General features: G+C 70.2%; 20 protein-coding genes and 1 other RNA gene. 12 read left to right on the plus strand and 9 right to left on the minus strand.

Annotated elements, in window-relative coordinates; translation table 11 throughout:
• Window positions 1–23: 23 nt before the first annotated feature.
• The 3 genes from hrpA (at window position 24) to EOD73_RS00360 (ending at window position 8,070) form a co-directional block, all read left to right on the plus strand.
• Window positions 24–3,881, plus strand: coding sequence for an ATP-dependent RNA helicase HrpA (hrpA, locus tag EOD73_RS00350; RefSeq protein WP_127679764.1), 3,858 nt, complete (start codon window positions 24–26; stop codon window positions 3,879–3,881).
• Between the two features lie 95 nt (window positions 3,882–3,976).
• The gene (locus tag EOD73_RS00355; protein ID WP_127679766.1) at window positions 3,977–5,683 is read left to right on the plus strand and encodes an HDOD domain-containing protein; all 1,707 of its coding nucleotides are present in this window, start codon (window positions 3,977–3,979) and stop codon (window positions 5,681–5,683) included.
• Complete coding sequence (locus EOD73_RS00360) at window positions 5,680–8,070, plus strand: protein kinase domain-containing protein (RefSeq protein WP_127679768.1); 2,391 nt, start codon at window positions 5,680–5,682, stop codon at window positions 8,068–8,070. Before EOD73_RS00355 ends, EOD73_RS00360 begins: the two co-directional genes overlap by 4 nt.
• A 65-nt stretch (window positions 8,071–8,135) precedes the next feature.
• On the opposite strand, the gene ffs is transcribed toward EOD73_RS00360, so the two are convergent.
• The 3 genes from ffs to EOD73_RS00375 form a co-directional block, all read right to left on the minus strand.
• Window positions 8,136–8,232, minus strand: an RNA gene (gene ffs / locus EOD73_RS00365) — signal recognition particle sRNA small type.
• Window positions 8,233–8,267: 35 nt separating this feature from the next.
• A complete protein-coding gene (locus EOD73_RS00370; protein WP_127679770.1) occupies window positions 8,268–9,377 on the minus strand; it encodes an AIR synthase-related protein in 1,110 nt (369 codons plus the stop codon).
• Window positions 9,374–11,401 (minus strand): S46 family peptidase, encoded by a 2,028-nt coding sequence (locus EOD73_RS00375; protein ID WP_127679772.1) that lies wholly within the window; start codon window positions 11,399–11,401, stop codon window positions 9,374–9,376. The genes EOD73_RS00370 and EOD73_RS00375 overlap by 4 nt, the downstream gene beginning before the upstream one ends.
• 55 nt (window positions 11,402–11,456) lie before the next feature.
• Here EOD73_RS00375 and dnaX point away from each other — a divergent pair, with 55 nt between their 5' ends.
• The 5 genes from dnaX to EOD73_RS00400 all read left to right on the plus strand — a co-directional run bounded on the left by dnaX (window position 11,457) and on the right by EOD73_RS00400 (window position 15,435).
• Window positions 11,457–13,418 (plus strand): DNA polymerase III subunit gamma/tau, encoded by a 1,962-nt coding sequence (gene dnaX / locus EOD73_RS00380; protein ID WP_127679774.1) that lies wholly within the window; start codon window positions 11,457–11,459, stop codon window positions 13,416–13,418.
• 21 nt (window positions 13,419–13,439) lie between these two features.
• Window positions 13,440–13,766, plus strand: a complete 327-nt coding sequence (locus tag EOD73_RS00385; RefSeq protein WP_127679776.1) for a YbaB/EbfC family nucleoid-associated protein — start codon at window positions 13,440–13,442, stop codon at window positions 13,764–13,766.
• A gap of 133 nt (window positions 13,767–13,899) precedes the next feature.
• Entirely contained in the window at window positions 13,900–14,481 is a 582-nt protein-coding gene (recR, locus tag EOD73_RS00390; RefSeq protein ID WP_127679778.1) for a recombination mediator RecR, read from the plus strand.
• On the plus strand, window positions 14,478–15,002 hold the full coding sequence (locus tag EOD73_RS00395; protein ID WP_127679780.1) for a GNAT family N-acetyltransferase: 525 nt from the start codon (window positions 14,478–14,480) through the stop codon (window positions 15,000–15,002). The genes recR and EOD73_RS00395 overlap by 4 nt, the downstream gene beginning before the upstream one ends.
• A gap of 40 nt (window positions 15,003–15,042) precedes the next feature.
• Complete coding sequence (locus tag EOD73_RS00400) at window positions 15,043–15,435, plus strand: MAPEG family protein (protein ID WP_127679782.1); 393 nt, start codon at window positions 15,043–15,045, stop codon at window positions 15,433–15,435.
• A 37-nt stretch (window positions 15,436–15,472) separates the two neighbouring features.
• On the opposite strand, the gene EOD73_RS00405 is transcribed toward EOD73_RS00400, so the two are convergent.
• The gene (locus EOD73_RS00405) at window positions 15,473–17,050 is read right to left on the minus strand and encodes a transglycosylase SLT domain-containing protein (RefSeq protein WP_127679784.1); all 1,578 of its coding nucleotides are present in this window, start codon (window positions 17,048–17,050) and stop codon (window positions 15,473–15,475) included.
• Window positions 17,051–17,064: 14 nt separating this feature from the next.
• On the minus strand, window positions 17,065–17,877 hold the full coding sequence (gene gloB / locus EOD73_RS00410; RefSeq protein WP_205702389.1) for a hydroxyacylglutathione hydrolase: 813 nt from the start codon (window positions 17,875–17,877) through the stop codon (window positions 17,065–17,067).
• Here gloB and EOD73_RS00415 point away from each other — a divergent pair.
• From EOD73_RS00415 to EOD73_RS00430, 4 genes are all read left to right on the plus strand, one after another.
• A complete protein-coding gene (locus EOD73_RS00415; protein ID WP_240660539.1) occupies window positions 17,876–18,634 on the plus strand; it encodes a class I SAM-dependent methyltransferase in 759 nt (252 codons plus the stop codon). The genes gloB and EOD73_RS00415 overlap by 2 nt on opposite strands.
• Before the next feature lie 29 nt (window positions 18,635–18,663).
• Entirely contained in the window at window positions 18,664–19,125 is a 462-nt protein-coding gene (gene rnhA / locus EOD73_RS00420; protein WP_127679786.1) for a ribonuclease HI, read from the plus strand.
• A 53-nt stretch (window positions 19,126–19,178) separates the two neighbouring features.
• A complete protein-coding gene (gene dcd, locus EOD73_RS00425; RefSeq protein WP_127679788.1) occupies window positions 19,179–19,745 on the plus strand; it encodes a dCTP deaminase in 567 nt (188 codons plus the stop codon).
• An 85-nt stretch (window positions 19,746–19,830) separates the two neighbouring features.
• Window positions 19,831–20,169 (plus strand): hypothetical protein, encoded by a 339-nt coding sequence (locus EOD73_RS00430; RefSeq protein ID WP_127679790.1) that lies wholly within the window; start codon window positions 19,831–19,833, stop codon window positions 20,167–20,169.
• On the opposite strand, the gene EOD73_RS00435 is transcribed toward EOD73_RS00430, so the two are convergent.
• Genes EOD73_RS00435 through EOD73_RS00450 form a run of 4 tightly spaced genes read right to left on the minus strand, consistent with a single transcriptional unit; the run spans window position 20,170 to window position 24,287 of the window.
• Entirely contained in the window at window positions 20,170–21,318 is a 1,149-nt protein-coding gene (locus tag EOD73_RS00435; protein WP_164845904.1) for a HupE/UreJ family protein, read from the minus strand. It lies immediately after the preceding gene.
• Window positions 21,296–22,432 (minus strand): tetratricopeptide repeat protein, encoded by a 1,137-nt coding sequence (locus EOD73_RS00440; protein WP_127679794.1) that lies wholly within the window; start codon window positions 22,430–22,432, stop codon window positions 21,296–21,298. Before EOD73_RS00440 ends, EOD73_RS00435 begins: the two co-directional genes overlap by 23 nt.
• Complete coding sequence (locus EOD73_RS00445) at window positions 22,429–22,698, minus strand: hypothetical protein (protein ID WP_127679796.1); 270 nt, start codon at window positions 22,696–22,698, stop codon at window positions 22,429–22,431. Before EOD73_RS00445 ends, EOD73_RS00440 begins: the two co-directional genes overlap by 4 nt.
• Before the next feature lie 11 nt (window positions 22,699–22,709).
• The gene (locus EOD73_RS00450) at window positions 22,710–24,287 is read right to left on the minus strand and encodes a DUF4331 domain-containing protein (RefSeq protein ID WP_127679798.1); all 1,578 of its coding nucleotides are present in this window, start codon (window positions 24,285–24,287) and stop codon (window positions 22,710–22,712) included.
• Window positions 24,288–24,335 lie beyond the last annotated feature (48 nt).

Raw genomic sequence — 24,335 nt, forward strand, 5'->3', positions numbered from 1 at the left:
ACGCGAGGACAATGCGCGCCGCCATGAACGACCGCACCCCCGACAGCCGGCGCGCCCCGCCGGCTGTTTCCGTTTCGCCGCTGCCCCCGATCACCTTTCCCGAGAGCCTGCCCGTCAGCGCGCGGCGGGAGGAGATCGCGCAGGCCATGCGCGAGCACCAGGTGGTCATCGTGTGCGGCGAAACCGGCTCGGGCAAGACCACGCAGTTGCCCAAGATCGCGCTGGCCCTGGGCCGCGGCACGGGCAACGGGGGCAAGCTCATCGGCCACACCCAGCCGCGGCGGTTGGCGGCCACCAGCGTGGCCAAGCGCATTGCCGAGGAACTGAACTCGCCCCTGGGCGAGGTGGTGGGCTACAAGATCCGCTTCAACGACCGGCTCACCGCCGGCGCTTCGGTCAAGCTGATGACCGATGGCATCTTGCTGGCGGAAACGCAGACCGACCCGCTGCTCAAGCGCTACGACACCCTCATCATTGACGAGGCCCACGAGCGCAGCCTGAACATCGACTTCCTGCTCGGCTACCTCAAGCAGATCCTGCCGCGGCGGCCGGACCTGAAGATCGTCGTGACCTCCGCCACCATCGACGCCGACCGTTTCGCCAAACACTTCGAGAGCCGGCGTGGTCCGGCGCCGGTCATCCAGGTGAGCGGCCGACTGTTCCCGGTGGAGCAGCGCTGGCGGCCCTTCGAGGAAAAGCGCGACTACGGCGTGGCCGACGCCGTGCGCGACGCCGTGGACGAGTTATGGCGCACCGCCGGCCCGGGCGACTGCTTGGTGTTCCTGCCGGGCGAGCGCGAGATCCGCGACGTGGCCGAGACCCTGCGCGGCCACCACCCGCCCGGTGTGGAGGTGCTGCCCCTGTTTGCGCGCCTGAGCCAGGCCGACCAGGACAAGGTCTTCCAGCCCCACGGCGCCCCGCGCATCGTGTTGGCCACCAACGTGGCCGAAACCTCGCTGACCGTGCCCGGCATCCGCTACGTGGTCGATGCCGGCACGGCGCGCGTGAAACGCTACAGCTACCGCAACAAGGTCGAGCAACTGCAGATCGAGCCCGTGAGCCAAGCCGCCGCCAACCAGCGCGCCGGCCGCTGCGGGCGGGTCAGCAACGGCATTTGCGTGCGCCTGTACGACGAAAAGGAGTTCGCCCAGCGCCCGCGCTTCACCGACCCCGAAATCCTGCGCAGCAGCCTCGCCGGGGTGATCTTGCGCATGAAGAGCCTGCGCCTGGGCGCGGTCGAAGACTTCCCCTTCCTGGAGGCACCGCCCGGCAAAGCGATTGCCGACGGCTACCAGCTCTTGGCCGAACTGGGCGCCGTGGACGACGCCAACGAGCTCACCGCCATCGGCAAAGAACTGGCCCGCTTGCCCCTGGACCCGCGCGTGGGTCGCATGCTCTTGGCCGCGCGCGACCAGCAGTGCCTGAACGAGATGCTGGTGATCGCGTCCAGCTTGTCCAGCCAGGACGTGCGGGACCGCCCGCCCGAACAGCAGCAGCAGGCTGACGCCAAGCACAAGCCCTTCGACGACGAGCGGAGCGAGTTCAGCGGCCTGCTGAAGCTGTGGAGGTGGTTGCAAGACGTGCGCGGTGGCGACGGCGAGCACAAGCTCAGCCATCGCAAAACCGAAGCCAAGCTGCGCGAGCACTTCATCAGCCCCCGCCGCGTGCGCGAGTGGCGCGACGTGCACCAGCAACTGCACACCGTGGTGGCCGAGCAAGGCTGGCGGCTCAACGGCAGCGAGGCCACCTACGAGCAACTGCACCGCGCGCTGCTCACCGGCCTGCTGGGCAACATCGGCCTGAAGAGCGAAACCGAAGACACCAACGCTTACCTGGGTGCCCGCGGCATCAAGTTCTGGCCCTGGCCCGGTGCGCACCTGAGCAAGAAGCCCGGGCGTTGGATCGTGGCGGCAGAGCTGGTCGAAACCACGCGACTGTGGGGCCGGGGGCTGGCGAACATCGACCCGCAGTGGGTGCTTTCGCAGTGCGGGCACCTGCTCAAAACGAGTTTGAGCGAGCCGCATTGGGAGAAGAAGGCCGGCGAGGTGATCGCGCTGGAGCGCGGCACGCTGTACGGCCTCACCCTGTACCAGGGCAAGCGGGTGAACTTCGGTCGCGTCGACCCGGCCGCCGCCCGCGAGATCTTCATCCGCGAGGCCCTGGTGGGCGGTGAGATCGACTCGGCCTTGCCCTTTTTGGCGCACAACGCCAAACGCATCGCCGAGGTGGAGAAGCTTGAGCACAAGAGCCGTCGGCAGGACGTGCTGGTGGACGACAGCCTGATCGCCGCGTTTTACGACGCCCAGATCCCGCCGGAGGTTTGCAGCACCGCCAGCTTGGAAAAGTGGTACCGCCAGGCGGCCAAAGACACGCCGAAGCTGCTGCACTTCAGCCGCGAAGAGCTGATGCGCCACGAGGCGGCCGGCATCACCAGCGACGCCTTTCCCAAGATGCTGCGCCTGGGTGGCGTGGACTGCCGCTGCGACTACCTGCACGAGCCCGGCAGCGACCGCGACGGGCTCACCGTCACCGTGCCGGTGTTCGCCCTCAACCCGGTGAGCGAGGCCGCCTGCGAGTGGCTGGTGCCGGGCCTGCTGGAGGCCAAGGTCTTGGCCTTGGTGAAGAGCTTGCCGCAAAAGCCCCGTGCGCGCTTGGCGCCCGTCCCCGCCTTCGTGGCCGAGTTCGTGACCGCCACCCCCTTCGGCGAAGGCTCGCTGATCGACGCCTTGCTGGCCGCGGTGAAGGCCAAAGTGCAACTGCCGATCACCCGGGCGGACTTCAAGCTGGAGCTGCTCAGCCCGCACCTGTTCATGAACCTGCGCGTGGTCGATGAACACGGCCGCCAGCTCGGCATGGGCCGCAACCTGGCCGGGCTCAAGGCCGAGTTCGGCAGCCTGGCGCGCAGCAGCTTCCAGGCCCTGGCCGCCCTGAAAGTGGCCGCGCCGGTGGTGGCGCCCGAGCCCGTCGGGCCCCGGGGCCCGAGTCCCGCCAAGGCGCCGGCCGCCGCCGCCCCGGCCATGGACGCCGCCCAGCGCCACACCGATTGGGGCTTTGGCGAGCTGCCCGAGCTGCTGGAGGTGCGCAAGGGCGGGGCCAGCCTGATCGGTTTCCCGGCCTTGATCGACAAGGGCACGCACGTCGAAATCGAGGTGTTCGACGAGCCCGACGTCGCCCAGGCGCAGCACCGCAAGGGCCTGATTCGCTTGTTCGCGCTGCAGCTCAAAGAGCCGCTGAAGTACTTGGAGAAGAGCCTGGGCCAGGAGCTGGTCACCATGGGCGTGGCCTACATGCCCTTGGGCAGCGTGGACGAGCTCCGGGCCCAGGTGCAGTCGGTGGCGGTGGAGCGGGCCTTCCTCGGCGACCCCCTGCCCACCGACGCCACCGCTTTCCAGGCGCGCCTGGCCGAAGGTCGAGGGCGCTTGAACCTGATTGCGCAGGAGGTGGCGCGCCAGGCCAGCACGGTGCTGCTGGAGTTCCAGGCGGCGCAACGCAAGATCAAAGACACCAAGGGCCTGCCCAAGGACTTGGCTGACGACCTGCAGGCCCAGCTGGCGCGCTTGATGCCCAAGCAGTTCGTGACACAAACGCCCTGGACGCAGTGGCAGCACCTGCCGCGCTACCTCAAGGGGGTGCAGCTTCGCCTCGACAAATGGCGCCAGGACGGGGCCCGCGACGCCAAGCTCATGGCCGAGCTGCGCCCGCTGGAGCAGCGCTGGCAGCGCCGCGTGGCCGAGCTGCGCGGCGCGCGCGACCCCCGCTTGGACGACTTCCGGTGGCAGCTGGAAGAGCTGCGCGTGGGCCTGTTCGCCCAGGAGCTGCGCACGCCGCAGCCGGTCAGCGTGAAGCGGCTGGAGAAGGTGTGGCAATCCATGGTGGGCTGAGCCTGCGCGTGGAAAAAGAGGGCCTCCCCCAGGCCAGTCCCGGGGTGGGAGGGCGATGCGGGAGGGTTTAATGGACGGCGTTGTTGCCACGCCCCATGACGTCGCCCGCTGCCCCCCCTCCGCCCACCGCCCCGGTTCGACGCCTGGGCCCGTTCGTGCTGCGTGCCCTGCTCGGCAAGAGCGAGCGTTGCATGCTGTGGCAGGTGCTTGACGAGCGCAGCCAGGCGGATCGCCTCGTGTTGATGCCCCGGGCCAAGCTGCCCGACCCCACGGCCTGGACCACGGCGGCCCGAGCGGCCTTGCGGGTCCAGCACCCCAGCCTGGCCGAGCCCTTGGACCTGGGTTTGGTCGACGGTCACGCCTACCTCGCCTACGACCGCGCCTTGGGGCAGACCCTGGACGAGCGCCTGGCCCGCCATCGCGTGGCCAGCCCGACCGAAGCGGCGGCTTGGGCGGCCGCGGTGGCCCAAGCCTTGGCCCAGGTGCACGAGGCCGGGCACTTGATGGGCGATCTGCAACCCTTCCAATGGCTGCTGGCGGCCGACGGCAAAGCGTTCTTGTTGGGGCAAGGCATGGCTGGACCGGGGCCGGGGGCCGATGGCGCCGCGCGGCAGCGCTTGCGCGACCAGGCTGCCGACGAAGTCTTGTGCCTGGGCCTGCTGCTCAACCGCCTGCTCGGCGGGGCCGCCCCGCTGGAAACCACGGACCCGCAAGAGGTCGTGCGCCGCCTGCCGCCGCACGGCAAGGAGTTCGTGCGCCTGGGGTTTGACGCCGCCCACCCGGTGCCCGAGGCGCTGCGCGCCATCTGCAACCGTGCCACCGCCACCCAACCCAGCCAGCGCTACCCCACGGCGCGGGCCTTGGCCCGTGCGTTGGAGGCTTGGGTTGACCACCAACGCCACCCCGAGGGGGGGACGGTGGGCCAGTTGGTGGACCGTTTGCAGCGCTACGGCGGTTTGCCCGTGACGCGCCCTGAGGCCGTTCGCAACGTGCAAGCTGGGGGCTTGGAGCGGCAGCACAGTGGCGCTTTGGCCGCCTTGGTGCTGCAGGATCTGGCGCTGAGTTTCGAGTTGCTTCGGCGGGTCAACCAGGCCCGGGCACGCGAAGGGCGGGCGTCCGATGGCGCCGTGCTCAGCGTGCAGCGGGCGGTGGCCATGTTGGGCCTGCAGGAGGTGGCCGCGGCTGCTTCGGCTCTGCGGCCCTGGCCAGGGGTCTTGCCGCCCGAGCGCGTGCTGAACCTGCGCTTGGCCCTGGCCCGCGCGCACAAGGCCGCCGACGTGGCCCGCCTGCTGGCACCGGCCGGGTACGAGCCCGAGGTGGTGCGCTTGGTCACCTACACCCAGAACCTGGGTCGGCTGTTGGTGCAGTACCACCTGCCCGACGAGGCCGATCAGATCGAGCGCCTCATGCAAGCCCCGCCCCCGACGGAGGACCATCCCCACCCCACGGGCCTGACCGAGCAGCAAGCCGCCTTCGCCGTGCTGGGCTGCGACCTTGACGCCCTGACCCAGGCCACCCTGCGCCACTGGGGCTTGGCCGATGGCTTGATGAAGATGGCCAGCCGCCCCGACCTCGACAGCCCCATCCACCACCCAGGCAGCGACCCGGAGACCCTGCGCTTGACGGCCGCCTTGAGCATCGAACTCGTCGACGCCCTGGCGCTGCCGGAGCCGCGTCGCCGCCAGCGGATCGAGCAGGTCACCCGCCGTTACGCTCGGGCCCTGGGCCTGTCCGTCCGCGACATCCAACTCGCCCTTTACCCCGAGGCGGCGCAGGCCGCCGTGGACCGCACCCTCTCATGAGCCAAATGCTGGGCCGATTCAAACTCGAACGCGAGCTGGGGCGTGGCGCGCAGGCCGTGGTCTGGCTGGCGCACGACCCGCGCCTGGACCGCGAGGTGGCGCTCAAGATCATGTCGGCCGGGGCCAGCAAAGCCGCGGTGGACGAGTGGCTGCAAGAGGGGCGGGCCGTCAGCCGGCTCAACCACCCGGGCATCGTGCAGGTGTTCGAGGCCGACGTCATCGACGGCAAGCCGGTGCTGGTGTTCGAGCTGGTGCACGGCGGCACCCTGTTGCCCCTGCTGCGCCGGGCGCCTTTGCCGGCGCGTCAGGCGGTGGACCTGATGGTGGCCGTGCTCGACGCGCTGGCCGTGGCCCATGCCGCCGGGGTCGTGCACCGGGACCTGAAGCCCAGCAACATCCTGCTCGACCCGCAGGGCCGACCGCGGGTCACCGACTTCGGCATTGCGGCGCGCGTCACCGACGCCAAGGCCGCGGCCATCGTGGGTACGCCCAGCTACATCAGCCCGGAAGCGGCGCGCGGTGAGCCGCCCCAGCCGCGCATGGACGTGTTCGCCGCGGCCATCATGCTCGGCGAGTTGCTCAGCGGGCAGCGACTGAACCACGATGCCGACCCCATGCGCTGCCTGCAGCGCGTGCTGGCCGAAGACCTGCAACTGCCGCCGATGCCGGGCAGTGACGTGGACGACGAGTTGCGGCTGATCGTGCAACGGGGCCTCAGCCGCGACCCCGGCGCCCGCTGGGACGGGGCGGGGGCGATGCGCGACGCTTTGCTGCGTTGGCTCCAGGGCCCCGAAGGCGACACGCCGGAGTCGGGGGAGGCGCAGGCGGCCGCGCTCGAGTTTTTGATGCGCCGCATGCGCTCCAAGGCCGACTTTCCGGGCCTCTCCGCGTCCATCGAGCGCATCCACCGGGTCACCCAGAGCGACAAAGAAAGCCTGTCCGGGCTGTCCAACGAGATCCTCAAGGACGTGGCCTTGACCAACAAGCTGCTGCGCTTGGTCAACACCGCGCAGTTTCGCCATGCGGGTGGGGGCACGATCAACACGATCAGCCGGGCCGTGGCTTTGATTGGGTTTGCGGGGGTGCGCAACCTGGCCCTGAGCCTGGTGCTGCTCGAGCGCATGCAAGACCGCACGCACGCCGACCAGTTGAAGACCGAGTTCCTGCGCAGCCTGATGGCGGGCTCTTTGGCCCGCGAGTTCACGGGCGGCACCCGCGAGGGCGAGGAGATGTTCCTCGGCGCGCTCTTCCAGAACCTGGGGCGCTTGCTTTGCGCTTTTTACTTTCCCGAAGAGGCGCAGCAGGTTCGGCGACTGGTGCGCGAAGGCGAGGGCACCCGCTCGCCCGTGAGCGAAGCCACGGCCTCGACCCGCGTGCTGGGGATCACCTTTGAAGAATTGGGGGTCGGGATTGCCAAGCGCTGGGGCCTGCCCGACGCCCTGACCACCGTGATGCGCCGTCCTGCGGGCGAACCGCCCGCCAAGGCGGTGGACGTTCCCGCCGAGCGTCAGCGCTGGCTGTGCCGGGCTGCCAATGACACCGCGGACCTGATCCTCAGCACGCCCCCGGAGCAGTTGGCCGGGCCGCTGGGCCGCTTGGCCGAGTCGCACGGCAAGGCCCTGAAGTTGCCGACCAAGGCCTTCGAGGCCGCCTGCGAGGAGGCGCGCAAGCGGCTGGCCAGCATGGCCGATGCCATGGAGATCAAGCTCGAGAAAAAGTCGATTGCCCACCGGCTGATGCCCACCCAAGAACCCGCTGCGCCGGGGGCAGGGGGAGCGCCGGGCGACGACTTGGCCACCATGGTGCTGCCCCCCGATGCGGGGCCAGCGCCGGTCGAGCAAGACCCGGTGGAGCGCCGGGCGCACGCCACCCAGCAGTTGGCCGCCGGGATCCAAGACATCACCGACGCCATGGTCGAATCCCAAGACCTTGGGGCCGTGCTGCGGATGATCCTGGAGACCATCTACCGCGCCCTGGGCGTGCGGCGCGTGCTTTTTTGTTTGCGCGATGCGCGCACCGACACGCTCGTCGGTCGGTTCGGCGTGGGCGAGGCCTTGGACGTGGTGGTGCCACAGATGCGCATCCCGCTGCGCAGCAACGGCCAGCCCGACCTGTTCGCCACCATATGCACCAAGGGCGTGGACACGCTGATCAGCGACGCCACCCAGCCCAGCATTGCGCAGCGGCTCCCTGCTTGGTATGCCAAGCCACCGCTCCAGGCGGGCTGCTTCTTGTTGCTGCCGTTGACGGTGAAGAACGCCCCGCTGGGTTTGATCTATGCCGACAGCGTGGCGCCCGGCGGCATCCAGCTCAGCGAGAAGGAGCTGTCGCTGCTGCGCACCTTGCGCAACCAGGCCGTGATGGCATTTCGCCAGAACGCCGGCTGAGCCAAGGGCCCCAGAAAGCAAACAGCGCGCCGACCGGTGGGTGCGGCGCGTTGGGGCGCGTGAAAGGTGACGACCCTGACCTCGGCACTGGTTGCAACGCTAAGGGCTGCTTGGTTCCCCACCTGACCCGGTTGGGCGCGCTCCCATGCGAGGGGGGCCGTCGGGGCGCAGTGTAGCCGGCCGGCCTTGGCGCGCCCTCAGCGCAACTGCAGGTCGGCGTCGGAAAACTCGATGCCCAGGGGCTCGATGAAGAGCCGCTTCGGGCCGGCCTCCACCGCGCCGGCGTGCCACGCCGCGATGCCCGCGGCCTCGGCGATCCGAACGACCTCGTCGGCTTGCTCCGGCGGCACGAACAAGGCGAACCCCGCGCCCATGTTCAGCGTGGAATAGGCCTCACGGTCGTCCTGGTGGCACTGCTGCTGGATGAACTTCAGCACCGCCGGCACCGGGGGAACGGTGCGGATGCGGTAGGTCAGCTCGCCCGGGTGGCGCAGCAGCTTGCGCCACCCGTGGCCGGTGATGTTGGCGCTGTAGTGCACGGTGATGCCGGCCCGGGCCAGGGCCTCGGTCACGGGGCTGTACAGCGCCGTGGGGGCGAGCAGGGCCTCGCCGTAGCTGAGCCCGGGTTCGATCTCGGTCAGGTAGCCCTGCGGCAGGCGCTCGGCCAGCTTGCGCGCCAGGCTCAGGCCGTTGGCGTGGATGCCGCTGGAGGCCAGCAGCACGATGGCGTCGCCCGCGGCCAGTTGGTCGCCCACGCTCAAGCGGGTCTTGGGGTTGACGATGCCGGTGCACGAGGCCGCCAGGTCGATGCGACCGTCCTCGACGATGCCCGCCAGGGCCGGCGTCTCGCCACCGCCCCAGGCCACCTGGCAGACGTCACAGGCCGCCTTCCAGCCTTTGACCAGCTCTTGGGCGCGCACGGCGTCTTCGAACCAGGCCGAACCGCCTGCCGCCCAGTAGGCCTGCACCACCAAGGGCGTGGCGCCCACGGTGATCAGGTCGTTCACCGCCATGGCGATGGTGTCTTGGGCGATGCCGGCGTAGTAGCTCTTGCCCGTCAACTTGGCCATGTCGTCGGCCACCAGGGTCTTGGTGCCCAGGCACTCGACGATGCTGGCCATGTAGAAGGGGCCGACGTCGACGACGTAGGCCGACTCGCCGCGCGAGGCCTTCACTTCGGTGAAGCCGTGTTGGGCCACGTTGAGGGCGGTGGCGGCGGCGGCGCGCTGGGCGCTGACCTTGAGCGGATCGATCAGGTCGTAGTTGACGCCGGCTTGGTCGTAGGTGAGGGGGGTCGGGGCACTCATGGCCGCGATTGTCTCAGGCCCGACTTGCCCAGTCCCATCTCGTCGGCCAGGTGCTGGGCCGGGTACACCTCCCGCAGCGCCAAGCGGATGGCCGCCAGGCTGACCGACACCGTGCGGGTGCGGGCCTCGTCGAACACGTAGGCAGAAGCCAGGGAGTCCAGGTTGCCGTCGAACACGACCCCCACCCAGTCGCCCGCGGCGTTGAGGATGGGCGAGCCGGAGTTGCCGCCCACGATGTCGGGCGTGCTGATGAAGTTCAAGGGGGTGCGGTCGTCGAGGCGCGGGCGGGCGGCGGCCAGGCGCGGTGCCAAGTCGAACGGCGCCTGGTGCCCGAAGCCGTCGGCCCGGGCCCACAGCCCGCCCACGGTGCTGAACCAGGGCTGGCGCAGGCCGCCCAAGTCCTGCTCGGCCACCCGCCCGAAGGACAGGCGCAGGGTGCCGGTGGCGTCGGGCGGGGCCCCCCGCCCCTGGGCCTGCCAGCGGGCCTGGGCCAAGGCCCGGGCCTGCGCCAGGCGCGGTTGGCGCACCTGCGTTTCCCACTCGTGGCGCAGGCGGTGCAGGTCCGGGTGCAGCGCGCGGGCCAGTTGCACCAGGCGGTCGGGGTGGCGGGCAAGCGCGTCGTCGTCCAGGGTGAGCAAGGCGCGGCGTTGCGCCAGGTCGGTCAGCACCGTGCCAGCCAGCCAGTGGCGGGCGGCCGCGGCGGCATCGGGCTGCCCGGCCAACGCGGTGCGCACCCACGGGTGCTCCCCGCCCAAGTGGGCCTGCATCCAGGCGATGTACTGGGTCAAGCGCACCTGCTCCACGCCCAGGTGCACCGGGCGGTCGGCGCCCAGTTCCTCGGCCTGCTGTTCGGCCTCCCGGTCGTGGAAGCCCTCCAGGCGCTCCTCGGCGGGCCGGTGACGCTCGGCCCGCACCGCCAGCACCTGCAGGACCTGGCCCAGCAGGCTGCCGCCGGGGGCCTGCAGTGCGGTGCGAAGCGGCGCCAAGCGCATGGCGGCGGCCTCGGCTTGAGCCACGGCCTCCCACGGGGCCTGTGAACCGGCCACGCGGCGGATGGCGCTCTCTTCGTCGCGCAGGCGCTGCATCAAGGCCGGCGTGCGCAAGGCCGCGAGCTCGCCGCGGATGACCTTGAGGCCGTTCTCGAGGTTGAGGACCATGTCCATGGTCTGACGCTGGGCGTCCGGGCTCGTTTGCGCGTAGGCCCGCAGGGCCTCGAGCTCCTGGGCCGCGCGGTCGATCCACAGCGGCGTGTGCAGGTCGCGCTCGGCCTCCAGTTGAGCGAGCGTCTTCTGGCGCTCGGTCACGTAGGGATGGCCGGGCACCATCACCGCGTCGTTCAGTTTCAGGTCGTGCCGCGCGGGCCGCAGCCAGTGGGCGGGGCGGTGGGGCTGGCCGTTCGGTTCGTAAACGCGCAAAAGGGCGAAGTCGAAGGCAAACCGGGGGTAAGCGAAGTTGTCGTCGTCGCCACCGAAGTTGGCGGCCTGCGCCTCCGGGGCCATCACCAAGCGCACGTCGTTCCAGGTTCGGTGCCGGTAACGGTGGTGCAGCGCACCGCCGTACAGCGGCACCAACTCGCAGACCTCGCCCTTCGGGCAGTCGGCGCCCGTCAAGCGGTCGATGGCCGCCTTGCGGCCGGCGTTGTCGGCGGGGATCTGGTCGGTGACGTCGTCGATGCCCTGCAGCACCTTGGCCACCAAGCCCGGGCAACGCAGGGCCTGGGCGGGCTTGGCGGCCACGAAGCCGGTGCTTTGCAGGGGCCGCGCCGGCGTGGACAGGTGGTCCAGGCATTCGCTGATCACGTGGTGGTTCGTCAGCACCAGGCCATGGGGCGAGACAAACGACCCCGACGCCCCGCCCACGTTCACCGACACGGCCTGCAGGCGCGCCACGTCCGGCTTCAGGCCGTGAGCCTCCAACGCCGCTTGGGGCAGCAGGTTGAGGGGCCACATGCCTTCGGCGGCGGGCGCTGGGGCCCCGACAAGGGCGCCGGCCACGGCGAGCGCGAGGGAGGGAAGGGGGCGCATGGCAATTCGCAGGCTGATCGAGGCGCCAAGGATAGCGAGGGCAAAATGCCCGTCGATGAGCGCCCACGTCCTTGCCCGCCGCTACCGCCCCCGCCGTTTCGACGAGTTGGTGGGCCAAGACCATGTGGTCCAAGCCCTGGGCAACGCCCTGCGCACTGGGCGCTTGCACCACGCCTACCTGTTCACTGGCACGCGGGGGGTTGGCAAGACGACGATCTCGCGCATCCTGGCCAAAAGCCTGAACTGCATGGGCGCCGACGGGCAGGGCGGGGTGACCGACCAGCCCTGCGGCGTTTGTGCCGCCTGCCGCGACATCGACGCCGGCCGCTTCGTCGACTACATCGAGCTCGATGCCGCCAGTAACCGTGGCGTGGACGAGATCTCGCAGTTGCTCGACCAAGCCGTCTACAAGCCGGTGGTGGGCCGCACCAAGGTCTACATGATCGACGAGGTGCACATGCTCAGCACCCACGCCTTCAACGCCATGTTGAAGACGCTGGAAGAGCCCCCGGAGTACCTGAAGTTCGTGCTGGCGACGACCGACCCGCAGAAGGTCCCGGTCACCGTGCTGAGCCGCTGCCTGCAGTTCAACCTGCGCCCCATGCCCCCGGCCCTGGTGCAACAGCACCTGGGCGCCGTGCTGGCGGCCGAACGCATCGACGCCGAGGCAGGGGCCCTGCGCCTGCTCTCGCGCGCCGCGCGGGGCTCGATGCGCGACGCCCTGTCGCTGACCGACCAGGCCATCGCCTTCGGGGCCGGGCAGCTGCGCGAGGCCGAGGTGCTGCGCATGCTGGGCAGCACACCGCGGGCGCACGTGCTGGCCCTGCTGGACGCGGTGAGCGCTGCCAGCGGCCCCGCCTTGGTGGCCCAGGTGCAAGCGCTGCAGGCCGAAGGGCACAGTGCCCTGGGGGCCGTCGACGAATTGGCCCGCTGGTTGCAGTTGATGGCCCTGGCCCAAGCGGCTCCCGAGGCGCTCGACCCGGCCGATCCCGACACCGCGGACGCCCTGAGCCGATCGGCCCAATGGCCGGCCGATGAGTTGCAGTTGGCCTACAGCCTGTGCCTGCACGGCCGGGCCGAACTGGCGCTCGCCCCCGACGAGTTCGCCGGCCTGACGATGCTCGTGTTGCGCCTGCTGGCCTTCCGCCCGCAAGGCGAGGCTGCCCCGCCGCCGGCGCGCCAAGCGCCCCTGCGGGCCTCCCCAGGGGTCGCCCAGGCCCATGTGGCGGTGCCTGCGGCCGCCTCGCCGGTCGCGGCCCCCGCCGTGGCCGCCGCTCGCGAAATCCCCCGGGTCGAACCCGTGGCGCCGATCGCGCCGGTTCGGCCCGTGCAAGCCCCGGCTCCGCGGCCGCAACCGGTGCCCGCCCCAGCGCCCACGCCGGCCCCGAGCCCCTCGGTGCCGCAGGCGGCCTTGGCGGCGGTGGACGTGGCCGACGACGAGGTGCCCCCGTGGCTCGACCTGCCGCCCGAGGAGGCCGAGGGCCCAGACTTGGCGGCCGACGTCGAGCTGGCGCTTGAGACAGCAGCGCTGCCCGAGGCGCGGGGCCAAGAAGCCCCGGCCGACGAAGCACCCCAGGCTCGCGAAGCGCTAAGGTCCACGCCGGCGTCCGCCGCCACCTTGCAGCCCACCGCCCAGGGCGAGGCCTGGGCCGCTTTGTTGCCGCAGTTGGGGGCGACGGCCCTGGCCCGCACCTTGGCGCTGCAGGCGCAGTGCCTCGTTTTGGAGGCGGGCGAGGCCCAATGGCGGGTCACCTTGCAAGTGGCCAGCGAGGCCTTGCGGGCGGGACCGGCCGTGGCCAAGTTGCAAGCCGTGTTGGAGCAGCATGCCGGCAAACCGGTGCAGTTGCAGGTGCAAGCGGGCGCCGTCACCGACAGCCCCGCCTTGCGCGACGCCGCCGCGGCCCAAGCCCGCCAAGCGGCGGCCGAGGCCGAACTCGAACAATCGCCCGAACTGGCGGCCTTACGCCGTCACTTCGACACCACCCGCATCGCGGCCGGCAGCATCCAGCCGGTCTGATCGTTTCAAGGAACCCACCCCATGATGAAGAACCAACTCGCCGGGCTGATGAAGCAAGCCCAGGCCATGCAAGACAACCTCAAGAAGGCCCAAGAAGAACTGGCCTTCGTCGAGGTGGAGGGCCAAAGCGGCGCCGGCCTGGTCAAGGTGCTGATGACCTGCAAGCACGACGTCAAGCGCGTCACCATCGACCCCAGCCTGCTGGCCGACGACAAGGACATGCTGGAAGACCTGGTCGCCGCGGCCATGAACGACGCCGTGCGCCGCGCGGCCGAGGCGAGCGAGGCCAAGATGAGCAAGCTCACCGCCGGCCTGCCGCTGCCCCCCGGCATGAAGTTCCCCTTCTGAGTCGCCATTGACCGGCTGCGCGACCCCTACTTGACGCTGCGATGCTCGCCGTACCGGTGTACGGCTGCGCTTCTCGCGCCAACCTGGGACCGCTCGCGGCGGTCACTGGACAACTCAGACTGAACCTCGACGCATGGCCGCCCTGGACCAACTGATTGACGCACTGCGCCGGCTGCCCGGGGTGGGGCCCAAGAGCGCGCAGCGCATGGCCTACCACCTGCTGCTGAACGACCGCAGCGGCGCGCAGGCGCTGGCGGCCACGCTGTCGCAGGCGCTGTCTCGGGTGCAAACCTGCGCGCGCTGCCATGGGTTTTCGGAAGACCCGGTCTGCGGCGTGTGCAGCGACACGCGGCGCGACCCGGGCTTGCTGGCCGTGGTCGAAAGTCCGGCCGATCAGGCCGTGATCGAGCGCAGCGGTTCGTACAAGGGCTACTACTTCGTGCTGGGCGGCCGCGTCAGCCCCATCGAAGGGCGGGGCCCGCGTGACATCGGCGCCGAAGCGCTTTTGCACCGGGCCACGGACGGGCAGGTGCGCGAGGTCATCCTGGCCACCAGCTTCACCGCCGAGGGCGAGGCCACGGCCTACCTGTTGGGCGAGGCGCTGAAGGCGCAGGGCCTGTTGGTCACGCGCTTGGCGCGTGGCGTGCCGGTGGGCAGCGAGTTGGAGTTCGTCGACCTGGGCACCTTGGCCCACGCCTTCGCCGACCGGCGATGAGCACGGTTCGCTTGCGCGCCCTGAACCCAGCGGCGCCCAGCGAGATCGAGCGCGTGGCGCAGGGCATGCAGGCGACCTTGATCGAGGTCGAGGGCGAGGCCATGGGCCGCGCCCTGCACAGCCTGGACTGGCTCCGGCAGCGGGTGCAATGGCACCTGGACCACGCCTGCGCCGCCGTGTGGCTCGCCGTGGTCGACGACGAGGTGCTGGGCCACAGCCTCGTGCGCGCGGAGCCGGCGGGTCCGGAAGAAACCTTGGACACGGGCTATTGGGGCTTGATCACGACCAGCTACGTCTGGCCGGCGTTCCGTCGGCGCGGCATTGCCCGGCAACTGCTGTTGCACGACGAGGCCTGGATGCGGGCCCAGGGCCTGAGCCATGCCCGCACCTGGACCGGGGCGAACAACGGCCCGCTCATCGCGCTGTACGAGCGTGCAGGCTATGCGATCGTTCAGCGGGCGGCGCACACGGGCTCGGGCAGCCCCATGGTCTGCCTGGCGCGGGACCTGCGCCTGGCGTGATGCAATCGCGGGCCCCACCCTGGGCCCAAAGGAAGCCTGCATGACCACGATTTCCAATGTTTGTTTGATCGCCGCCGCCTTGCTGCCCATCGTGTGCGCCGGCATTGCCAAGAAGCCGGGCTTCGGCAAGCGCCGCCGCGATGGAGGCTACGACAACCACGACCCGCGCGGATGGCTGGCCAGGCAGCAAGGCGTGTCGGCGCGGGCCAATGCGGCGCAGGCCAATGGCTTCGAGGCCCTGCCCCTGTTCATCGCAGGGGTGCTGGCGGCCCAGCAACAGGGCGCGGCTCAGGGCAGCGTGGACGCCCTGGCCCTGGCCTTCGTGGCCACCCGCATCGTCTACATCGCCTGCTACCTGGCCGACCAGGAAAAGGCCCGCAGCCTCGTGTGGGTGCTGGGCCTGGGCCTGTCGATCGCGCTGTTCTTCGTCTGAGCGGCGCCAGCGCTTGTGACTGACGGCGCCCGCGGGGTCAGCCGCGCTTGACGGGCCGCGTCTTCGCCTTGACCACGTTGCGGGTGGGCGCCTTGGCGCCGCCCTTGTTCTTCTTCGATAGGGCGACGCGCGTGCTGCCGGCTTTCTTTGGCGGCAGTTGCACGGTCACGTTCGTTCCGGCGGCGAACTTGGCCGAGACGCCCACGTCGTTCCACTGGGCCAACTGTTTGGCGCTGACGCCGTAGCGCTTGGCCACGCTGGCCACCGTGTCGCCTTTGCGGGCCTTGTGGGTGATGGTGCGGCGTTGCACCTCGGCGGCCAGGGCCAGGGTGGCGGTGTCGGCCAGGTGCTCGCTCACGTCGTGGTCGCGCTTGGCCGTGCGGGGTACCAGCAGGGTCGAGCCGGCCTTGACCAGCATGCGCGGCGGGATGCGGTTGACCTCGCGCAGCGCGGCCTCGCTCATGCCAATGTGCTGCGCCGCTTCGGCCGGCTTCATCGTGCGCGGCACCTGCCACGCCGTCCAACTGGCCATCGGCCCTTGGTGCTCGGCCAGCGACTGCACGAAAAGGTTCGCGTTGTCGAAGGGCAGCAGCAGGTTGGGCGTGGCCGCGGCCAGCACCACCGGCTTGTTCATTTGGGGGTTGAACTGGCGGAAGCGCTCCACGCTTAAACCCGCCAGGCGGGCGGCCAGGTCCACGTCGATGTCCCGCTCGATGCTCACGCTGACGAAGTACGGGTGGTTGGCCAACTCCGGCAAGCTCAGTCCGAAGGTCTCCGGTCGCAGCACGATGTTCTTGATGGCCTGCAACTTCGGCACGTAGTCGGCCGTTTCGTTGGGCATCCTGAGGCTCTCGTAGTCGGTCGGCAGGCCCTTGGCCGCATTGCGCTTGATGGCGCGGTCGACGTTGCCCATGCCCCAGTTGTAGGCGGCCAGGGCCAGGTGCCAGTCCCCGTCGTACCGCCGGCCGAGCTGCGCCAGGTAGTCCAGGGCGGCGCGGGTGCTCGCCAGCACGCTGCGGCGGTCGTCGCGGAACAGGTTCTGCTTGAGGTCGAAGTCCTTGCCGGTGGCGCTCATGAACTGCCACATGCCGCTGGCCTTGACCCGGCTTTCGGCCTCGGGGTTGAAGGCCGACTCGATGAAGGGCAGCAGGGCCAGCTCCATCGGCAGGTTCCGCTTTTGCACCTCTTCGACGATGTGGAACAGGTAGCGCCCCCCTCGCTCGGTCATGCGCTGCACGTAGTCCGGGCGTTTGGCGTAGTAGGCCTCCCACTTGTCCACCCGGGGCCCATCCAAGTCGCTCAGGGTGAGGCCGGCGCGCACGCGGGCCCACAGGTCGAGCTGCGCCTCGGGCGCCCGCAGGTCCAGGGGCTGGTCGGGGTTGAGGTCGTCCTCGACCCGCTTGACCACGGGCACTGGGGGCGGGGGCGCGAGCGCAGGTTCGAGCGAGCGAGGCGCATCGGCGGCCGGTGCCGGCGCCACAGGGTCGACCCCGCGGGCGTCGGCCGAGGTCGTCCAGTGCCGGCCGGGGGCCGAGCCGGGGCCGGAGGCCGGGTCGACGGCGGCGCAACCGACCAGCGCGAGGGCCAGGGCCAGCAAGGAGAGGCGAGGGGTCATGCGGAACTTCTCCATCATCGAAACACGTTCTTCCAAGCGCGCAGCGCGGTGAACACGGCCACGGGGTCGGACCCGAGGGCGGGTTGTGGCGCACGCTGCGTCGCGGCTTGGATCACGCCGGGCTCGGCCCAGCGCAGGAAAGGGTTGGTGGCCTGCTCGAGCGCCATCGTCGAGGGCAGGGTGGGGCGGCCTTGGCGGCGCAGGGCGTCGCACTCGGCCTGGCGCTGGCGCAGGGCGTCGGAGTCGGGTTCCACGCAGCGGGCGAAGCGCAGATTGTCGAGGGTGTACTCGTGGGTGCAGCAAACCCGGGTGGTGGGCGGCAACGCGGCCAGTTGCGCCAGGCTGGCTTGCATCTGGGCGGGCGTGCCTTCGAAGAGCCGGCCGCAGCCGGCGGCGAACAGGGTGTCGCCACAAAACAAGACGGGTGCGCTGCCATCGCTCGGGGCGTCCAGCACGTAGGCCACGTGTCCCGCCGTGTGGCCGGGCACGTCGAGCACCCGCCATGCCTGCCCCAAGGCGTGCACGCGGTCCCCGCCCTGGACGCGCTCGGTCAAGCCCTCGATGGCCTCTCCCGCGGGGCCGACCACGCGCAGCCCCGGCCACCGCGCGCGCAGGCGGGCCAGGCCGCCCACGTGGTCCCCGTGGTGGTGCGTCACTAGAATCGTTTCGAGCGACAGGCCCTGGTCGTCGAGCGCCTGTTCCAAGGGGCCCGCCTCCCCAGGATCCACCGCCAGGGCTTGGCGTCCTTCCTGCCCAGAGTGCAACAACCAGATGTAGTTGTCCGTCAACGCGGGCACAGGGCTCAGGAACAAGGCGGATGGGGGCATGCAAGAGCGCATGGCAGACGAAGCGGCAATTTTAGAGTTGGAGGCGTGGCTCGACAGCCCGGCCGGCCGCTACCTGTTGGCCTGGGAGCAGGCGCAACTCGACGCCGCCGTGGCCGACGTCTTTGGCTTTCACGCCCTGCAATTGGGCTGGGCCCCGCTGCAAGGCCTTCGGGCCAACCGGATGCCGCAGCGCTGGCTGGCCTTGCCGCACGGCCATGGGGCCGCGCAGTTGGTCTGCGACTTCGACGACTTGCCCTTCGAGTCCAACAGCCTGGACCTGCTGGTGCTGCCGCACACCTTGGAGTCGGCCGCCGACCCGCACCACCGCTTGCGCGAGGCGTACCGGGTGCTGCGCCCCGAAGGACGGTTGATGGTGCTGGGCCTGAACCCCGCCAGCCTGTGGGGCTTGCGCCAGCGCCTGGGCGGGCGCTTTTTGCCGCAGAGCGGCGAGTTCATCGCCTACTGGCGCCTGCGCGACTGGCTCAAGCTCTTGGGCCTGGAGCTGGCGGAGGCGCGCTTTGGCTGCTGGCGCCCGCCTTTGCAGCGGGAAGCGTGGCTGGCACGCTGGCAGGCGATGGACCGCCTGGGCGCCACGTGGTGGCCCGTGTTCGGCGCGGCCTACTTCGTTCATGCCATCAAGCGGGTGCATGGCATGCGCCTGGTGGGCCTGGCCCGCCCCAGTGGCGCCCGCCGCCGCGCGCCCAGCGTGGCGGTGTCGTCCAAGGCCAGCCGCCTTCGCCTGCCGGCCAACGACTGATTTCTCCTGTTTCCTCGACCGAGTACCGCATGACCCTGATCAAGAAGCCCGCCGTGACCCTCTACACCGACGGCGCCTGCAAAGGCAACCCGGGCCCCGGCGGCTGGGGCGCCTGGCTGGTGTCGGGCGAGCACCAGAAAGAGCTGTTCGGTGGCCAGTTGGGCACCACGAACAACCAGATGGAGATGACCGCCGTCATCGAGGCGCTGAGCACGCTCAAGCGCAGCTGCCGCATCCAGCTCTACACCGACAGCGAGTACGTGCTCAAAGGCATGACCGAGTGGATGCCCGGCTGGGTGCGCCGCGGCTGGAAGACGGCGGCCGGGCAGCCGGTGAAGAACGCCGAGCTCTGGCAGCGATTGGCCGCCCTGTGCGCGCTGCACGAGATCGAGTGGCATTGGGTGAAGGGCCACGCCGGCCACGAGGGCAACGAGAAGGCCGACCAACTGGCCAACCGGGGCGTGGAACTGGCGTTGCGCGGCAAGGCCTGACGCCCCGCGGCCAGCCCGGCAGAATCCAGCCCCTTGAACACCACGAGCCCCGCATGAGCATCAAGAGCGACAAATGGATCCGCCGCATGGCGGAAGAGCACGGGATGATCGAGCCCTACGAGCCCGGTCAGGTGCGCGAGATCGACGGCCGCCGCATCGTCAGCTACGGCACGAGCAGCTACGGCTACGACATCCGTTGCGCGCCCGAGTTCAAGGTGTTCACCAACGTGCACAGCACCGTGGTCGATCCGAAGAACTTCGACGAGAAGAGCTTCGTCAGCATCGATGCCGACGTGTGCATCATCCCGCCCAACAGCTTCGCCTTGGCCCGCACGGTCGAGTACTTCCGCATTCCGCGCAACGTGCTGACCATCTGCCTGGGCAAGAGCACCTACGCCCGCTGCGGCATCATCGTCAATGTCACGCCCTTCGAGCCTGAATGGGAGGGCCACGTGACGCTGGAGTTCAGCAACACCACGCCACTGCCGGCCAAGATCTACGCCGGCGAGGGCTGCGCGCAGGTGCTGTTTTTCGAGAGCGACGAGGTGTGCGAAACCAGCTATCGCGATCGCAAGGGCAAGTACCAAGGGCAGCGAGGCGTCACCCTCCCCAAAACCTGAGCAAGGGCATCGGGCGCAGAACTGGGTGGTTTTCCCCCCGTTCCTCCGCCTCAAGTTCGGCGTGGACCTGGGCAGCATGGTGCCCATGGTCCACCTTCTGCCCTCCGCCCCCTATGCCCATGACGTCGCCGGGGCCGCGTGGTTCGACGAACGCCTGGATGGCCTGTTTGATGGCTTGGCCGGCCTCGGGGGATTGAGCACCGGTGCGCGCTTGGACGACTTGCAGCGTTTCGCGCGCCTGATGCAAACCCAAGGCCAGGGCGTCGAGGCTACGCGCATGCTTTACGACATGCCCTACGCCCGGGCGGCCTTGGACGAGGCCCTGCTCACCCCCTGCGCGCCATTGCAGCAAATGGCCCACCGCTTGAACGACCAGTACGAGCGTGCGGGGCAGTGGTTGGGCTTGGGCGTTTTCACGGCCTGATCAGGCCAGGCGCTGCCACACCCAGGCCGTGCCCAGCGCGGCCGCCAGGGCCGACCCCAGGCCTTGCACCCATCGGACGTAGCCCGACCAGCGACGCAGGCGCCACAAGGCCGCCACAGCTACGGCCACCACGCCGAGTTGCGCGAATTCCAGTCCAAGGTTGAACTGCAGCAAGGCCCAGGCCAACTCCTGCGCGGGCAAGTCGAGTTCGCCCAAGGCGCCGGCGAAGCCAAAACCATGCACGAGACCGAAGCCCAGGGCCACGCCCCAGCGGGGCAGCCCCAACAACCGGTGCAAGAAGGGTCGCAGGTTGTCCAGCGCCGCCAGCACGATGGAGGCGGCAATCAAGGGCTCGATCACCGCGCCGGGAAGGCGAATGCCGGCCAAGACCGCCAAGCCGAGCGTCACGCTGTGGGCCAGGGTGAAGGCCGTCACCCAGCCGACGATGGGGCGCAGGGTTTGCGTCCATTCGCCGGGCCCGGCGAGGGCGTTTGCGCCGACAAGGTGACGCCGGGGCAGGGCGGGGAGCAACAAGCAGAGCAGGAACAAGAGGTGGTCGTGGCCCGTGAGCAAGTGGTGGATGCCTTCTTGCCAAAAGGCGACGGGCGGAGCGGGCTCGGTGTTGGGCATTGGCGCACGCGACGGGCTGAGCAAGGTAGCTTGCCGCGCTTGGCCGGAACGTTCGGTGCGGAGCAGGGCGCGGTGGGTGGGGTCGACCTCGGCCAGCAGGTGATAACGCAGGGAAGCGTTGCCTGACAAGGGACAGGCGGTGGTCAGCACGAGGCGGGTGTACAGGCCGTCACTGCGCTCTACCAGCGACAGGGGGCTGGGCTGCCAGTCGGCGGTGCAGTCGCTCAGACCGACGCCCTGCGACACCCAGCGTTGGAGGCGCGACTGTGCCTGGCGCAGTTCGCCCCAGGTCAGCAGCCCGTCGCCGTCGGCATCGAGGTCGAGCGCGGCGTCGAGGTCGCGCAGTGCGAGGTCGGCCTGCAGCCGGCTGTGGGTGGCGTCGCCGCTGAGCTGCAGGTAGGCCTGGCTGCCGGCGTGGGCCTGCGTGGGCGGCGGCCAAAGGAGCAACAGGGCCATGGCCCAGGCCAACAGGCCCAGGCGGCCAGCGGCAAGGGATTCAGAGCGCAGGCATGCGGGCATCCCGGATCTCCAGTCGAGCGGCGGTTTGCAGGGCATGGCGCAGTGCTTGCGGCTGCCCGGCGGCCTGGGCGGCACGGGCCCAAATCAAGAGGTCGATGGGCTCGCGCTGGGTCTGCGCATTGCGCTCCGCCAGGGCCAGCGCGCGGGCGGGGTCGCGCGTCAACCACCACCAGGCCTGTTCGCGACCGTGGGTCGGCGCCAGGCCCAGGACCTGGCGCTCGTCGGCCTGGGTCTGTCGGGCCTGGAGTTCGTTGCGCCAATCCGCAGTTCGGGGATGTGCCAGGCGTTCGCCCCAGTGGGTCAGGCGGACCAAGACGGCGTCGCTGAGGGCGAGGGGCAGCAGCAGGTCCAGGGCCTCGCGCAAGCGGGTCGTTTGCTCGGCCAGCAAATCGGCCAAGAGCACCCGGGTGTGGGGCTCGTCGTTCAGGCTCAGTGCTCGGCGCAGGCTCGCTTCGGCCGCGTGGACCTGACCGGCCCGCCACTGCTGCTCGCCCTTCGAGGCCCAGAGCCACGCTTGGGTGGGGGCATCCAGCCCTGGGGTGCCGATCAGGGTCTCCCAGCGCGCGAGGCCTTGGCTGGGCTGCCGGAGGCCCTGGTTTTCCAGGCGGCAGGCGCTGGCGTGGAAGCGGGCGCCGGACGCGGCCAGACCGTCGCAAGCGCGGTCGCTTTCGGCCAGGCGGCCTTGGGTCCGGTGGATGCTGGCCAGCAGCAGCCAGCCCTGAGGCGGCAGTGGGGGGCGGGTGGGGCTGGCTTTCAGGAGGGCGATGGCCTCGTCGAAACGGTGCAAGTGCTGGAGCAAGGTGGCGCGCAAGACCGCCACCTCGACGGGCGGGTCGTCGCCGAACGGGGCCAGGGCCGCCAGGGCTTGCCCGGCAGGGCGGGCATCGCCGAGGCGGCGCGCTTCATGCAGCCCGTGTTGGGCCAGGCGCAGCGCGGTGGCGCGGTCGAGGGGGTTCTGGCGCAGCTGCTGCCGCCATTGGCGGACGGTGGCCCGGGGCCCGGCATCGCCGTCCAGGCGCAGCAGCACCTGGGCGTCGTCGGTGGGGGTCACCGGCATGGCGTGCAAGAGCGTGGCCGTCAGCAGCCCGGCCAGTGGCAGCAGCAAGTGCTTCACTCGACAGGCTCCTCGGTGTCGCTGGTGGCCAGTTGGGCGTCGCCCAAGGCCAGGGGCTCGGCACTGTCGTTGTCCATCGCGCTGGCCGTGGCCACGAAGGCGGTGGCACCGGCACTGCTGACGGTCGCGCTGGTGCGCACGTCGGTGCCGGCGATCAGTGGATCGGGGTCGACCGGGGGGGCCATTTCGGCCTCGCGACCGCCGCCGCAGGCGCTCAGGGCGCAGGCCAGCGCCAGGGGCGCCGCACGCAAACGAAGGGGGCTCATGGCATCGCTCCTCACAGGTTCTTCGCGCCAGGCAGCGGCGTGTTCAGGTAAGGGAAGGCGCCGCGGTAATCGCTGGCGCGGGTGCGGCTGCCATCGACGAAGGGCACACTGCCATCAGGGGCGTCGGCCGGTTTGCAGCCGACCTTCAACGCGTCGGCGTCGCCCGTGAGCACGCACAGGGCGCCCATGGCCACCCGCAGAGAGACGTCCACGACGTCGTCGCCCGGGCGGCGGCCGTTGGGGAAGCCGGCCAGGTCGCCTGCGGCCACGCCGAGCGGGTGCTGCGCGGCGATGGGGGTGGGTGCGGTGCTGGTGTTCAGGCGCAGCATTTCGGCCAGGGGACCGCCTTGGCCCAGGCCGGTGATGTTGCTTGGGCGGTTGATGCCCGGCAGGCCGGTGAGGAAGGCGGTGAGCAGGTCGGTGCGGGGGTAGTTCGTGGGCGCCTTGGCGCCGAACAGCACCTCGATCAGCGTGGGCAGGGTCGGATGGGTCACGTAGTCGGCGAACTTGCTGGCGTCGTCCTTGGGCTTGGCGCCATTGAACTTGTCCTTGTCCTTCAGGCCGATGACCACCTCGTTGACCAGGGGCATGCCCAAGCGAGACACCTGGGTCCAGGCGCCGCCGGTCTTTTCGCTGGCTTGCAGGCCGCTGGCGGGCTTGCCCGAAAGCAGGCGCGCTTGGCGCAGGCTGGCCGTGGTCCAGGCGCCGATGACGGGCTCGCCGGTGCGGGTGACGCAGCTCGCGGGCAGCTCCAGTGCCAGCGTGGTGACGTTCTTGTCGGCGATGGTGCCGGCGCCGAAGGCGGCGGCGTTGGCCTCGTTGGTGATCACGGCACCTGGCGCGTTGACCAGGTCGAAGATGGTGCCCAGCGTGACCGGGAACGGGTCTTGTCGCTGGCCGACGAAGACCTTGCTCGGCGCGCTGCAGCCGGGGATGTTGACGCTGTAGACGTGGCGGCCGGCGTAGGCCTCGTAAGCCATGGCATTGCCCAGGGTCTTTTCGCCGATGTAGTCGATCGGCTTGTCAAAGCGGCTGCTGCCGCCGTTGGCATTGGTCAGCAGCTGGCGGGTGCCCATGCGGCGATCGCCGCGCACCAGGGTGACCTCGAAGCTTTCGCGGTAGCTCAGGGGGTCGTTGGCCGCGCCCGTGACCGGACCGGCCTGGCGCAGCGGGATGGCCACCGACTTCTGGTTGCCTTGGGGGCCGATGTTGAGCGCGACGCCGTTGCCGTTGTTGGCCAGGGTGTTCTGGAAGCGGAACTGGAAGGTCAAGTCCTCGACGCCGTCGCCGTTGTTGTCGATGTGGATTTCGTACAGCGCGTTGGGGTCGAGGCTGAAGTAGTTCGGGCCGCCATAGGCGTCCTGCAGCGGCAGGTAGTTGGCGATGAAGGTGACGTGGCCCGTGCGGCCGGCCTCGTAGCTGTTGAAGGCGTAAAAGTCGGCGCCATCGACCTTGGGCTGCGTGGTGATGAACGGGGCCTCGCGGTGCGAGGAGGCCTGGCTGGGCAAGGCCATCGCCGTGCATCCCAGGGCCAGCAAGGCCAGGGCAACGGGGCGAACGGGAAGGCGGGGGCGACGTGCACGTGACATGGGGTTCTCCTGAGCGAGGCCGAAGCGGGCCACGACTCAGGTACGCCG

Source organism: Inhella crocodyli, from assembly GCF_004004565.1.
GTDB lineage: Bacteria > Pseudomonadota > Gammaproteobacteria > Burkholderiales > Burkholderiaceae_C > Inhella > Inhella crocodyli.